Consider the following 12,787-nt stretch of genomic DNA (forward strand, 5'->3'; position numbering starts at 1 on the left):
CCGCCGGGGCGACGCACCCGCGTCGGGGAACGCGACCCCCGACGCACCGTCCATGCCGGAGCCGCCCGGAGCCGCACCCCCGCGACCCCAGGCCGACCCGGCCGGACCGGGCGCGCCCGAGGGCTCCGCCTCACCGGGCACGAGCCACACCGAGTCGCCCTGCCCCTGCCGGGCCGGCGGCACGTCGGCTGCTCCCGGCGCGGCCGCAGGCTCGCGCACCTCGGGGGCCGGGGGGCGGAGCCCCCCGCTTCGGGAAGGGGCGGGATCGGGGACAACCTCGCACGGGTTCGCCAGGAACACCCGCGGCCGGTCCAGGTCCAGCACCCGGTGGAAGCGGCCCGCCGTCCAAGGACGGACGTCCGCCCCGCACGCGGCGAACAGCGCCGCCGTCGTCGCGGCCAGCGCGCCCGCCCCGCCCGTGACGTCGAGCGACAGAACGGGCGCCGTCGTGTTGTCACGGGCCAGCCCGGACAACACGACGCCCGTCCCCAGCTCCAGGAGTACGTCAACGTGGCGCGCCAACTCCCTTACCGCGTCGGCATAAAGAACAGGCGCCGTCACCTGCTCCGTCAGCAGCGCGGCCAGGTCCGTGTCCGGCGGCAGCACCGCGGCCGTCACCGACGAGACCACCGTGCCCGAGGGCCGGTCGAAACCCACCTCCGCGAAGCACTTCGTCAGTTCCGGCAGCGCCGGCCGCATCGCCGCCGAGTGGAAGGCGTGCGAGACCGCGAGGGCGACGGCACCGATGCCCCGGCGGCGCGCCTCCGCCCGTACCCGTGCCAGGGACGGCGCGGGCCCCGCGACGGTCAGCCGGTCGGGGCCGTTGACCGCCGCGATCACCGCGTCCGTGCCGGCCAGCAGGGCCTTCGCCGTCTCCAGCGGCGCCGCCACGGCGAGCATTCCGCCGCCGTCCTCGGCGTACCGGGCCATGAGGTCGCCCCGGGCGCGGGCCAGCCGGACGGCGGCGGCCGGTGGCAGGGCTCCGGCCCAGGTCAGGGCGGTGAGTTCGCCGAGGCTGTGGCCGAGCGCGGCCCGGGCGCGGACGCCCAGGCGGTCCAGGTAGCGCAGCCCGGCCAGCGAGGCCGCGACCACGGCGGGCTGGACGACGGACGTGTCGGTCGCCCCGAGGGTGGACGGCGGTACCTCCGCGAACAGGTCCCCCACCGTGACGATCCGCCCCAGCGGCCCGGTGTCCACGGGACCGCCCGCCGTGCCCTGCCCCGGGAAGAGCAGGCCGAGCCGGGCCGTGGGGCCCACGCCCGTGAACACCCCGGCGGCGTCCCCGTGGAACCCCTCCCCCGGCCGCCGGCCGAGCGAGCGCGCCGCCGACCTCAGCCGCTCGGCCAGTTCGTCGGGGGAAGAGGCGACGACGGCCACCCGGACACGCGCCGGCTCGCCATGCGCCAACGCCGCCGCCGCGTCCGTCAGTTCCGCCTCCGACAGGGACGCAGCCGTCTCCGCCAGCCGCAGCAGCCGCCCGGCCACCTCCCCGGCGTCGTCCCCGCCCACCGGGAAGACCTCCCACCCCGGCGCGGGCACATGCGGCCGGGGGTACGCGTACGGGTGCCGCGCGGTGTCGGCGGCCTCCAGGACGACATGGGCGTTGACGCCCCCGAAACCGACGGAGTTGACGGAGGCCCGGCGGGGCAGCGCACCGTCCGGCCAGTCCTCCGGTTCGTCGAGGGTCCGCAGCGGGGCCGTGAGCAGCGGGTGCGGGTCCTCGCAGCCGGTGGTGGGCGGCAGTACGCCGTGGTGGACGGCGAGGGCGGTCTTGATCAGCCCGGCCGCGCCCGCCGCCGCCTTCGTGTGCCCGATGTTGGCCTTGACGCTGCCGAGCGCCACCGGTGAGGCGCCGTCCGCGGCCAAGGCGGCCCCCAGCACCGCGAGTTCCACCTCGTCGCCGACGGCCGTTCCCGTGCCGTGGCCCTCGATCAGGCCGGCCGTCGCCGGGGCGAAGCCGGCGCGTTCATAGGCCCGGCGCAGGGCGAGGGCCTGGCCGGCGCGTTCGGGGCGGGTCAGGCCGCCCCGGCCGTCCGAGGACAGGCCCCAGCCCTCGATCAGGGCGTAGGCGCGCAGGCCCAGGCGCCGGGCGTCCTCGGCGCGGGCGAGGACGAGGACGCCGCAGCCCTCGCCGGGCAGGAAGCCGGTCGGGTTGCGGTCGTAGACGCGCATCGGGCCCCGGGCGAGCGCGCCGAGACGGGAGAAGCCGACGAGTTCGAAGGGGTCGAGGCTGAGGTCGACGCCGCCGGCCAGGGCGAGGTCGAGGTCGCCCGCCGCGAGCGCCGTGCAGGCGGTGACGACGGAGACCAGCGACGACGCGCACGCGGCGTCGACGGTGTAGCCGGCGCCGTGGAAGCCGAAGTGGTTGCAGATCCGGCCGCTGATGGTGTTGGCGAGGCCGCCGGCCAGGGACTCGTCGCCGGGGACGGGGAAGGGGCTCTTGTAGAGCTCCTCCAGTTCGCGCAGCAGCTCCCGGCGTTCGGCGTTCGCCAGGCCGCGCCGGCCGAGGACCGTATCGACCGTGCGGCGGACGTACGGCCAGCGCAGCCGCAGCAGCCCGGTGCGGGAGAACTCGCCGGTGAGGGAGTTGCCGATGACGACGCCCACCCGGTCCCGGTCGACCCCTTCCCCGTCCGCCAGCCCCGCGTCGCGCAGCGCGGCCGCGGCGACTTCGAGGGCGAGCCAGTGGGTGAGGTCGGCGGCGCGGAAGGCGCCGCCGGGCACCCGGAAGGCCTCCCGGTCGAAGGTCCAGCCCTCCAGCACGGCGGCCCGTTCGGTGTCGATGCCGTCGCCGTCCACCGCGACGCCGGGCGCGTAGTCGGCGGTCCGCAGCCGTTCGGGCGGGATCCGGCGGAACGCCCGGCGCCCGGCGAGCACGGTCCGCCAGAGCTCGTCGGGGCCGTCGGCGTCGGGATAGCGGCAGGCCATCCCCACGATGGCGACGGGGCACTTCACGGAGCCTCCCGCGCGACAGCAGGACCAGCGGAACCAGCAGGACGAAGAGCGGAGAAACGTTCCAGCAGGGGCGCCGTCAGCGGCCGGGTCAACGGCAGCGTCACCAGCGCCAGCCACCGCACCACACACACCACGGCCAGCGCGAAGAAGAGACCGAAGGTGATGTGCAGGGCCATCAGCGTCCCGTACGCGGCGGCGATCCCCAGCCCGAAGGCGAACTGGCGGCGGGGCGCGAACGGCGTCGTCCCCGGGTCGCTGATCATGTAGTTGGTGTAGAGGATGAAGGCCACCCCGGTCATCGGCGTCAGCGCGCCGACGAGCCAGGCGTCGGTGAACGCGGATCGCGCGAGCGCCTGGAGGACGAAGCCGCCGGCCCAGCCCAGCAGCAGCGGCATCTTCAGGGTGAGCTTGGCGTTGAGCATCGTCCCGGCGCCCAGCACGGCGACCGGGATGATCCAGCGGAGCACGCCGGGCGGGTACTCGGTGAACTCGTACGGCGGGGCGATGCCCACCCAGTCGTAGATCAGCAGGGTGGCGACGATCCCTGAGTTGGACGGGTTGAGGACGTGCTGCGACTTGCCGCGCACCCGGGCGCGCACCACGTACTTGGAGCCGATGCCGACGGCGGCGGCGAACGCGATGGGCCAGAGCCGGTCGTTGGCGTAGAGCAGCATGGAGCAGGCGAGCCCGGTGATGTGCGCGGGCAGCATGAAGTCCACGACCTGGCCGAACGGGCCCAGATAGCGCGGCCGTCGACGGCGCACGGCCGCGTCGACGGTCTCCAGCAGCAGTTCGGTGGCGTAGGCGGTGCCGACCGCGACGAACGGGGTCGCGTACGCCTGCTCGAAGCCCAGCCAGGTCAGGCCGACGATGTTGAGGACGGTGATGGAGAGCGCGAAGCGGCGCAGGGCCTTGCTGCGGCGTTTCTGCGGGGTGAGGCCGGCGGGCCGGGTGACGGGGGCGGTCGGGGAAGCGGGGGCGGTGGTCGTCACGGGGGCACCTCTTCAGGAGAGGATCTTCAGGAGAGGGTCAAGAGAGGACGACGGTGTGGGCGCCGGGCGCCAGGGACCGGGCGGTCCGGTGCTGCCCGGTGGCGTCGCGCCAGGTGATCTCGACGGCGACCGGTCGTGCGGCGTCGGCTCCGGCCCCCAGCCCGAAGAGCAGCTCGGAGCTGTTGACGCCGGTGTGCCCGTTGGCCGGCTGGAGCTGCTGGGTCAGGGTCCGGCCGTCGGCGGTGCGGACGGTGACGTGGGCGCCGATCGCCGGGGTGGTGGGCGTGCCGCCCGGCACCGCGGCGGGCACGACCGGGCGCAGCGCCAGGTAGGGCCCGGCGGTGGGGCCGGTGTTGCGGTGGTAGACGGACCGGCCCCACTGGTTGGCCACGACGATGTCGAGGCGTCCGTCGCCGTCGGCGTCGGTGAGGGCGAAGGAGCGGCTGGGCACCTTCTCCACCAGCCCCGTGGCCTTGGCCAGGTCGGTGTAGCGGCCGTCGGCGGCGCGCACCCAGAAGCGGTTGCCCGCGTCGCCGGAGAGGTCGTCGCCGGGTTTGACGCGCGGCCAGCTCAGCGGGGAGTGGAGGACGCTGTCGTTGGCCATGGCGAGTTCCTGGAGCTCGGGCCATTTGCTGGTGCCGCCCTTGACGAAGCCGACGGCCTGGAGGATCTGGGGGGTGCCGCTGTGGTCGAAGTCGCCGGTCTTGACGTCCCAGGACCAGCCGGAGCGGGACAGGCCCAGGTCCTCGCTGCGGTCGTGGTAGGGGGCGATGCCCTTGGCGAGGTCGGAGACCGGGCCGTTGCGGGTGAAGACGAAGTTGCTCTCCTCCAGGGCGTAGGGGAGCGTGATGTTGCTGACGAGGATGTCGGGTTCGCCGCGCCCGGTGAGGTCGGCGAAGGCGACGCCCATGCCCTTGAAGGAGTCGTGGCCGAGGACCTTGGACTTGGGGGTGGTGAAGGTCCGGCGGCCCTCGGCGAGGGCGAAGGACGGCCGGCCCGGCCGGGAGTGGTTGACCAGCAGCCGGTCGGGGCCGAAGTCGTTGGCGATGTAGAGCTCGGGCAGCCCGTCGCCGTCGAGGTCCTGGGCGCCGAGCGCCAGGGCCCAGCCGTGGCGGACGCCCGGGGGCAGGGCGTCGGGCTCGTCCTGGAAGCGGGCCTCCGGGTCCGGTCCGCCGCGGCCCGAGCGCCACAGCAGGACATGGGTGCTGCCCGCGTTGCGGGCGTTGGACATGCCGTCCTGCATGGCCATCCGGGGGTCGTCGGCGGCCTCGGTGTCGAGGACCTTGGCGCCGTCCGGGAAGTAGTTGCCGATGATCACGTCGGGGTGGCCGTCGCCGTCCACGTCGGTGAGGTCGACGGTGGTGGTGTTCCACACGCTCATGGGAGTGACGAGTTCGGTGGCGCGGAAGGCGGCGGCGGACGGCGTCACGGGTTTGCCGTCGGTGCCGGTCTTCCGCAGGAAGAGGACCGGGGAGCGGCCCCAGTAGTAGACGAGGACGCCGGTGAGCCCGTTCTGGGCGAAGTCGCCGGTGACACAGCCCATGGGGGCCATGGTGCGCGAGTTCCAGGGCAGCCCGTCCGGGGTCAGGGCGAAGGGGGCGTACCGTCCGGCGGAGCCCGGCAGGGGGCGGACGGTCACGGAGTCGTCGCGGGGGTCGACGAGGCAGACGTCGCCGTCGCGGCCGGTGCCCGCGATGTCGCCGACGGCGGCGCTCGCGCCGACGGCCGAGATCCACGCGGAGATCCGGCGCAGCGCGGGCTGCACCTGTCGCTCGGTCCGGGCCCCGGCGGGGTCGCCGTTGAGGTACTCGGTGGAGAAGCGGAAGCGCTCGGCCAGCCGGTCCCGTTCGGCTCCGGACGTGCCGGGCCGGGCGGCCGCCACGCCCAGACAGGACGCGATCACCACGGCGACGACGGGCGCGGCGAGCGCTCGCCACTCGATGCGGGGCATGTTCCCTCCGTATTCCCTCCGTGATCGGCCGACCGGGCGTCCAGGTGAGGGGGGTCACCGGGAGGCGAGCGCGCTCCCGCTGATCAGGGCCCGCCAGGCGAGGAAGTCGCCGAGGCTGCCGTCGCCGCGCAGTCGCCGTTCCGCGTCCAGCGTCCAGCCCGCGGCCGTCACCGCGTCGACGCCCACGAGCCGGAGGACTCCCCGGTGGGTGTGCTCGGGGATGTGGCCGCCCCGGCGGCGGGCCTCGGCGGCGAAGGCGGCGCCCTGGGCCAGGTGCTGCCAGTACGGCCCGGAGCGTTCGCGCAGCCGGTCCAGCTCGGTGTCGGTGGCTCCCCCGGCGTAGCAGGCGGCCAGGCCCACGCCGCTCCACAGGTGGGAGCGGCGGTCCTCGGGGAAGGCGGCGACGGTCTCGGCGATGCGGTCGGGGTCGGCCGCCTCGACGAACCACAGGCTCCGGCCGAGGCCCTGGTGGCGTACGGTGCCGCCGGGCCGGGGCGGGCTCTTGCGGGCGAGCCGGGCCACCGCGGTACGCCCGCCGAAGTAGCCGTGCGAGAAGCCGAGGCCGTCCAGCGCGAGCCAGCCCAGCAGCGGGTCGAGGCCGAGCAGCCGTCGCGCCCCGGGCAGCGGCGCCTTGGCCAGGGCCCAGCCCGCGCCCACGTGGACGAGGTGGACGTAGTCCCGGCCGGGCCCTCTGAGCAGGGCGCGGACGCGGCGTCCCCGGGTGAGGGCGACGGTGTCGAGCAGGGCGCAGGCCATGCCCGCGCCCTCGTAGGCGAAGCCGCGCTCGACGGGGTCGAGGGCCGTCAGCCGCTCCTGGACGGCGGCGGGGGCCGCCGTCAGGGCCGCGTTGAAGCCGGTGAGGAAGGAACGTCCATGGTCTTCCAGGACGCGACGGCTCTCCGGTCTGTCGCAGGGGAAGCCGCGGACCGCGAAATCGGCGGTCTCCTCGCGCAGCCGCAGCCGGCGGGCCCAGCGGGGGGCCGCGGGGCCGGGCCGGGCACGGGTGCGCGAGCGGGGCGGAGCTGAAGGCTTTCCGGGCATGTGCGACCCCCGTCCTGTCCTCAAGGGTGGTGCGCCGCCGGTGAGTTCTCCGGCGCGGGTCGGCGACCGGACTCGAACACAGTGCGTATAGCTATCAGTTGTGGAAGTGACGGTCAACACATCCGGTTCGCCGCTCCGGGGATTCGGCCGAAAAGCCCGCCCGGCCCAGCGCGATCACTCAAGCTGCTCGGCAGGGCGCAGCAGCACCTCGCCGATCGCCATGTGACGGGGCCGGGTGACGACGTGGACGATCGTCCCGGCTACGTCCTCGGGGCGCAGCGGGGTGCCGGGGTCGAAGCCGCCGGCGAGGGCGGCGAGCACCTCGGGCCGGGAGTGGGTGGGGAGTTCGGTGGCCACGAAGCCGGGCTCGACGACGCAGACCCGGACGTGGCGGCGGGCGACCTCCTGGCGCAGGGCCTCGCTGAAGCCGTTCACCCCGAATTTGGCGGCGTTGTAGAGGGCCGTGTTCGGGGTGGCGACGCGGCCGCCGAGGGAGCTGACGTTGACGACGTCGGCGACGCGCCGGGGCCCGTCGGCGGCGGCGCGCAGCAGGTGTGGCAGGGCGGCGCGGGTGACGAACGCGGTGCCCAGCAGATTGACGCCGATCATGCGGTGCCACTCCTCGGTGGGGGCGCCGTCGACGGGGCCGAGCAGCAGCACCCCGGCGGCGTTGACGACGACGTCCAGCCGGCCGTGGGCGGCGAGGGCCGCCTCGACGGCCGTCGTCGCGCCGGCCTCCGTGGCGAGGTCGGCCTCGGCGACGAACGCCCGGCCGCCCAGCGCCTCGACGGCCTCGGCGACCTTCAGGAGGCGGTCGCCGCGCCGGGCGACGAGTGTCACTCGGGCGCCCTCGGCGGCGAGGGCCAGGGCGGTGGCCTCGCCGATGCCGCTGGAGGCGCCGGTCACCAGGGCGGTGGTGCCCGTCAGTGCGTCGCTCACGTCGGTGATCCCTTCCTCGGGGACGACCGGCCGGGCGGCCGCCCTGTCGGTCAGCCGGGCGGGGCGGCGGCCGCCACCGGCTCCCCCGTGGGGGCGGCCGGGGTGGTCGCGGCGGGACGCCGGTCGGCGTCCAGCAGCCCCATGAACTCCACGCAGCGCCGGGCGGCCTGCGGATCGCCCTCGATCCGCAGCCGGCCGGAGATCAGCGCCTCGAAGGGCGTGCGCACCTCGGCCCCGATGCTCACGAACGTCTCGGCGTCCGTGACGACGACCAGGGCCGGGGCGTCGGCGGGCCCGCGCCGGGTGACGGCGCGCCCGTCGGCCACCTCGATGTGGAACGTCTCGTCGGCCACGCGGAATTCGTAGCTCTCGTCGGCCTCGGGCACCGGACGTCCGTGGATCATCGCCTGGACGGCCAGGATGCCCCAGGTGGCGCGGACGGCGCCGCCGCGCGCCTCCTCCTCGCCCAGGAACGCCATGCCCCACCGGGCCAGCGCCAGCAGGGGCTCCCTGAGCTGCTCGCCGCGCGCGGTGAGGCGGTAGCGCCTGCCCCGCCCGTCGCCGGGCACGGCCGCCGACTCCAGGACCCCGCGCGCGGCGAGCGCCCGCAGCCGGTCGGAGAGCAGATTGGGGCCGAGGCCGGGCAGATTGCCCAGGATCTCGTTGAAGCGCGCCGGGCCGATGAGGAGCTCCCGGACGATGAGCAACGCCCAGCGCTCGCCGACCACGTCGAGCCCGGCGGCGAGTCCGCAGAACTGCCCGTAATTCCGTTTGCCCTTCATGACGCACCCTCAGCTTCCGCCCCCATTACTACACTTCATGGTAGCAATGGGCCCGCCACCGGCGTGAGCAACCTGGGAGAAGGCGACCTTCCGGGCCGTTCACTACAGTCGGGCGCCATGGACGGATGCGACAGCACTGCCGTGCAAGCGTTCGCCGGCCGCTTCCTGGACGACGTCAGCGGCGGGATGACCAGCGTCCTGTGCGCCCTGGGCGACCGTCTGGGCCTCTTCCGCGCGCTCGCCGACGGCGGCCCGGCGGGGAGCCCGGAGCTCGCCGCCCGTACGGGTCTGGACGAGCGTCCCGTCCGCGAATGGCTCCTCGGCCTGTCGAGTGCGGGCTATCTGGACGTCGTCCGGCACACCGGTGAGGACCCCGCCGACGAGGACCCCGTGTTCTCCCTGTCCCCGGAGCACGCCGCCGTACTGGCCCGCGACGACTCCCCGTTCTTCCTGGGCGGCGCGGCCGGGCTCGTGCCCGCGCTCGCCGGGATGCTGGAGCCCGTCGCCGAGACGTTCCGCTCGGGCGGCGGCGTCCCGCAGGAGGCGTACCCCGAGGCCCTCTACCGCACGATGTGGCGGATGAGCGCCAGTTGGCTGGGCACCCTGCTGCTGCCCCAGTGGATCCCGGCGGTCGACGGCCTGGCCGGACGCCTGGCGGCCGGCGGCCGCGTGGCCCACCTGGGCAGCGGCGGCGGCCACGCCCTCGTACTGATCGCCGGGGCCTTCCCCCGCGCCCGCTGCACGGGCTACGACCGGCTGCGGCTCCACGTCGACCGGGCGCGCCGGGAGGCGGCGGACGCCGGGGTGGCCGACCGTGTGGAGTTCGTCCACGGCGACGCCGCCGACCTGCTGCCCGGAACGGGCGACCACGCGCTCGTCCTCGCCCTCGACGTCCTCCACGACGCCCCCGACCCGGCGGCGGCGCTCCGCGCGGTCCGGGCCGCCCTCGCCGACGACGGGGTGCTGCTCCTCCTGGAGAGCGCGGGCGCGGAGCGCGCCACCGACAACCAGGGCGCGGCGGCGGCGCTGCTGTACGGGGCGAGCGTGCTGTACAGCGTGCCGGTGTCGCTGGCCGCGAAGGGGAGGGCGCCGGGGATGCTGGGGCTGCCGGCGGGGGAGTTGCGCGCGTTGTGCGCGGAGGCGGGGCTGGGGTCGGTGCGGGTGTTGCCGGCGCCTACGCCGCTCAACGCGCTGTACGAGATCAGGCCTTGAGAGACCGGGGCAGAACCCACCCGAAAGGGGAATCCCGTGCGCCCCACCTGGCGTCCCGCCGACGAAGAGGCCCTCACCGGCCTCGACGTCACCACCGTCGCCGTCCCGCTGGACCACGCCGACACAGAGGGCCGGTCCGTCGATCTGACGCTGGCCCGCCACCCCGCCCGCACCCCCGCCCGCCGCCTGGGCACCCTCCTCGTCGCCCCCGACGACCCCGGCAACCGGGGCACCCTGCTCGTCCCCCAGCTGGTGAACAGCCTGCCGGCGGCCGTACTCGACCAGTACGACGTCGTCGGCTTCGACCACCGCTTCAGCGGCCGCAGCGCTCCCCTCTCCTGCGGACTCGCCCCCGGCCAATGGCTGTGGATCTTCCACACCCCGGAGGACGCCAACTCCGAGGCCCGCTACCAACGCGATATCGTCCAACGCTGCTTCCGCGAGGCCGGTGACGTCCTCCCCCATCTCACCTCACGGGCCATCGCCCATGACATCGACGCGATCCGCCGCGCCCTCGGCGAGGAGCGGATCTCCTTCCTCGGTTACTCCTACGGGAGTTACCTCGGCGCGGTGTGGACCCAGCTGTACGGCGAGCACGCCGACCGGGTCGTCCTCGACAGCGTGATCGACCCGGACTCCGTGTGGCGGCGGATGTTCCTGGACTACGCCGCGAGCTGCGAGACCGCGCTCGGCCGGTGGGCGGCGTGGGCCGCGCGACGCCACGAGGAGCTCGCGCTGGGCACGACCGCGGCGGCCGTACGCGAAGCGGTCACGCGGCTCACCGCGCGCGCGGACCGGGAACACCGCATCGAGGTGGCCGGCCTCCCCGCCGACGGCACGATGCTGCGCCTGCTCACCATGGTGTTGCTCAGCGACGACCTGTCCTGGGGCTTCCTCGGCGACGTGCTGCGCGCCGCCGTCCACGGCGGGCAGGCCTCGGAGCGGTCGCGCCAGGCGCTGGGCGCGATGTTCGGGCGCGGCAAGGAGGAGAGCGGGGCCGTCGCCCAGCTCGCGGTGCTCGGCGGCGACGCGGCGTGGCCGCGCGACCCCGCCCGCTACCGCCGTGACATGGCGGCGGCCGCCGTCCGGCACCCCTTCATCGGGCCGGCGATGGCCGCGCCCAAGGCCGGCGCCTTCTGGCCCCGGGAGCTCGACGAGCGCCGCGCGCCCGGCACCGCCTTCGGGCGGGACAACCACGCCGAGAGCCTGCTGCTCGTACGTTCCGAGCACGCCATGTTCACCCCCGCGCGCGGGGCCGCGCGCATGAGGAAACTGCTGGCGCACAACTCCCGGCTGATCACCGCGGCCGGCACCGGCGCCCACCGGGTGTTCCCCTTCCACGGCCACCCCGGCGTCGACGGGACGGTCGCCGAGTATCTGCTCACCGGCAAGCTGCCCGACACGGACATGACGTTCTCCGCCTCCGACGGGAGGGACGACGCCTGATGAACGCCCCCGACCCGCGCGCCGGCGACCTGCGCGCCGACGCGATCCGGGACTTCCAGAAGCAGTCCCCGACCTGGTACCCGGCCGACGAGGAGGCCCTCACCGGCCTGGAGTGCGCCGAACTGACCGTACCGCTGGACTACGCCGACCCCACCGGCCGCACCCTGACCCTGGGCCTGGTGCGGGCCCCGGCGGCGGCGCCCGAGCAGCGGCGCGGCGTCCTGCTGATCGGGCCCGGCGACGACCTGGGCAACCGGGGCACGCTGCTCGGCGCGCAGCTCGCGCGGGCGCTGCCCAAGGAGGTGCTGGCGCGCTACGACGTGGTGGCGTTCGACCACCGGTTCATGGGCCGCAGCAGCCCGGTGGTGTGCGGGCTGGAGCCGGAGGAGCGCTTCTGGGTCTTCCACCAGCCCCGCGACTTCGCCCACGAGGTCCGCTTCCAGGCGGAGGTCGCGGCGAAGGTCGCCGAACACGCCCTGGACGTACTGCCGTTCGCGAGCTCGCGGAACATCGCCCGCGACATGGAGGTGATCCGGGGCGCGCTGGGTGAGGAGCGCCTGTCCTATCTGGGCTACTCCTACGGCACGTATCTGGGCGCGGTGTGGACGCAGATGTTCGGCGAGCACGCCGACCGGGTGGTCCTGGACAGTCTGTGCAGCCCGGACTGGGTGTGGCGCGGGCTGTTCACCGACTTCCCGCCCAACGGCGAACGGGCGCTGGGCCGCTGGACCCGCTGGGCCGCCCGGCACCACGACGAGCTGTCGCTGGGCGCCACGCCCCCGGAGGTCCGGGCCTCCTACGACCGGCTGCTGGCCCGGGTCGACGCCGATGAGACGGTGACGGTGAACGGCTTCCCGCTGGACCGCACCCTCGCCCGGCTGATCGTCGTGGGGATGCTCAACAGCGACCTCAACTACGAGCACCTGGGCGACATCCTGCGCTCCGCCGTGCACGGCGCCCCGCTCACCCCCGCGACACTGTCGTTCCTGGCGACGATGTTCGGGCAGCCGAAGGAGGAGAGCGGCACGGTGGCCCAGCTGGCCATCCTCGCGGGCGACTGGTCCTGGCCGCGCCGGCTGGGCCCGTACGAGCGGGACATGGCCCGCGCGGCGCGGGAGTACCCGTTCACGGGAGCGGCCTTGTCGGGGATCAAGGCGACGGCGTTCTGGCCGGTGCCGCCCAGCGAGCCGGTGACCCGGCTGGGGGCGGGCAACCGCGCCCGGAGCGTGCTGCTCGTCCAGTCCGCCGAGGACATGTCCACGCCGCACGCGGCCGCCGTGCGGATGCGCGAGGTGCTGCGGCACAACTCCCGGCTGGTCACCGTCGCCGACACCGCCCACCACCGGGTCTTCCCCTTCTACGGCAACCCCGGCGCCGACGAGGCGGCCACCGCCTACCTGGTCGACGGCACCCTGCCGAGGACCGACGTCGTCTGCACCGACCCCCGGCCGCGAGTCTGACGGAGGGAC

The 12,787-nt window shown here is 75.0% G+C and carries 9 protein-coding genes; 3 read left to right on the top strand and 6 right to left on the bottom strand.

Going from position 1 to position 12,787, the window contains the following annotated elements; all coding sequences use genetic code 11:
- The 6 genes from RM609_RS17135 to RM609_RS17160 all read right to left on the bottom strand — a co-directional run.
- On the bottom strand, positions 1–2,955 hold a 2,955-nt coding region (locus RM609_RS17135), incomplete at its 3' end, for a beta-ketoacyl synthase N-terminal-like domain-containing protein (protein WP_311611833.1).
- Complete coding sequence (locus tag RM609_RS17140) at positions 2,952–3,947, bottom strand: enediyne biosynthesis protein UnbU (RefSeq protein ID WP_311611834.1); 996 nt, start codon at positions 3,945–3,947, stop codon at positions 2,952–2,954. The genes RM609_RS17140 and RM609_RS17135, both read right to left, overlap by 4 nt.
- A gap of 37 nt (positions 3,948–3,984) precedes the next feature.
- Complete coding sequence (locus tag RM609_RS17145; protein ID WP_311611835.1) at positions 3,985–5,898, bottom strand: CRTAC1 family protein; 1,914 nt, start codon at positions 5,896–5,898, stop codon at positions 3,985–3,987.
- A 54-nt stretch (positions 5,899–5,952) separates the two neighbouring features.
- The gene (locus tag RM609_RS17150) at positions 5,953–6,939 is read right to left on the bottom strand and encodes a DUF1702 family protein (protein ID WP_311611836.1); all 987 of its coding nucleotides are present in this window, start codon (positions 6,937–6,939) and stop codon (positions 5,953–5,955) included.
- A gap of 174 nt (positions 6,940–7,113) precedes the next feature.
- A complete protein-coding gene (locus RM609_RS17155) occupies positions 7,114–7,878 on the bottom strand; it encodes an SDR family NAD(P)-dependent oxidoreductase (protein WP_311611838.1) in 765 nt (254 codons plus the stop codon).
- 50 nt (positions 7,879–7,928) lie between these two features.
- Positions 7,929–8,660, bottom strand: a complete 732-nt coding sequence (locus RM609_RS17160; RefSeq protein WP_311611839.1) for a winged helix-turn-helix transcriptional regulator — start codon at positions 8,658–8,660, stop codon at positions 7,929–7,931.
- A 117-nt stretch (positions 8,661–8,777) separates the two neighbouring features.
- Between RM609_RS17160 and RM609_RS17165 the strand changes: the two genes are divergently transcribed.
- Genes RM609_RS17165 through RM609_RS17175 form a run of 3 tightly spaced genes read left to right on the top strand, consistent with a single transcriptional unit; the run spans position 8,778 to position 12,778 of the window.
- A complete protein-coding gene (locus RM609_RS17165; RefSeq protein ID WP_311611841.1) occupies positions 8,778–9,872 on the top strand; it encodes a class I SAM-dependent methyltransferase in 1,095 nt (364 codons plus the stop codon).
- A gap of 36 nt (positions 9,873–9,908) precedes the next feature.
- On the top strand, positions 9,909–11,318 hold the full coding sequence (locus tag RM609_RS17170; protein WP_311611842.1) for an alpha/beta fold hydrolase: 1,410 nt from the start codon (positions 9,909–9,911) through the stop codon (positions 11,316–11,318).
- Positions 11,318–12,778 (top strand): alpha/beta fold hydrolase, encoded by a 1,461-nt coding sequence (locus RM609_RS17175; protein WP_311611843.1) that lies wholly within the window; start codon positions 11,318–11,320, stop codon positions 12,776–12,778. The genes RM609_RS17170 and RM609_RS17175 overlap by 1 nt, the downstream gene beginning before the upstream one ends.
- Positions 12,779–12,787: the final 9 nt, after the last annotated feature.

The sequence above is a fragment of the Streptomyces hesseae genome (assembly GCF_031845785.1).
Classification (GTDB): Bacteria; Actinomycetota; Actinomycetes; order Streptomycetales; family Streptomycetaceae; genus Streptomyces; species Streptomyces hesseae.

What these genes read in the sequence shown, in the direction of transcription:
- RM609_RS17145 (WP_311611835.1), bottom strand. Translation starts at nt 5,898, where the DNA reads ATGCCCCGCATCGAGTGGCGAGCGCTCGCCGCGCCCGTCGTCGCCGTG.
- RM609_RS17150 (WP_311611836.1), bottom strand. Translation starts at nt 6,939, where the DNA reads ATGCCCGGAAAGCCTTCAGCTCCGCCCCGCTCGCGCACCCGTGCCCGG.
- RM609_RS17165 (WP_311611841.1), top strand. Translation starts at nt 8,778, where the DNA reads ATGGACGGATGCGACAGCACTGCCGTGCAAGCGTTCGCCGGCCGCTTC.
- RM609_RS17160 (WP_311611839.1), bottom strand. Translation starts at nt 8,660, where the DNA reads ATGAAGGGCAAACGGAATTACGGGCAGTTCTGCGGACTCGCCGCCGGG.
- RM609_RS17175 (WP_311611843.1), top strand. Translation starts at nt 11,318, where the DNA reads ATGAACGCCCCCGACCCGCGCGCCGGCGACCTGCGCGCCGACGCGATC.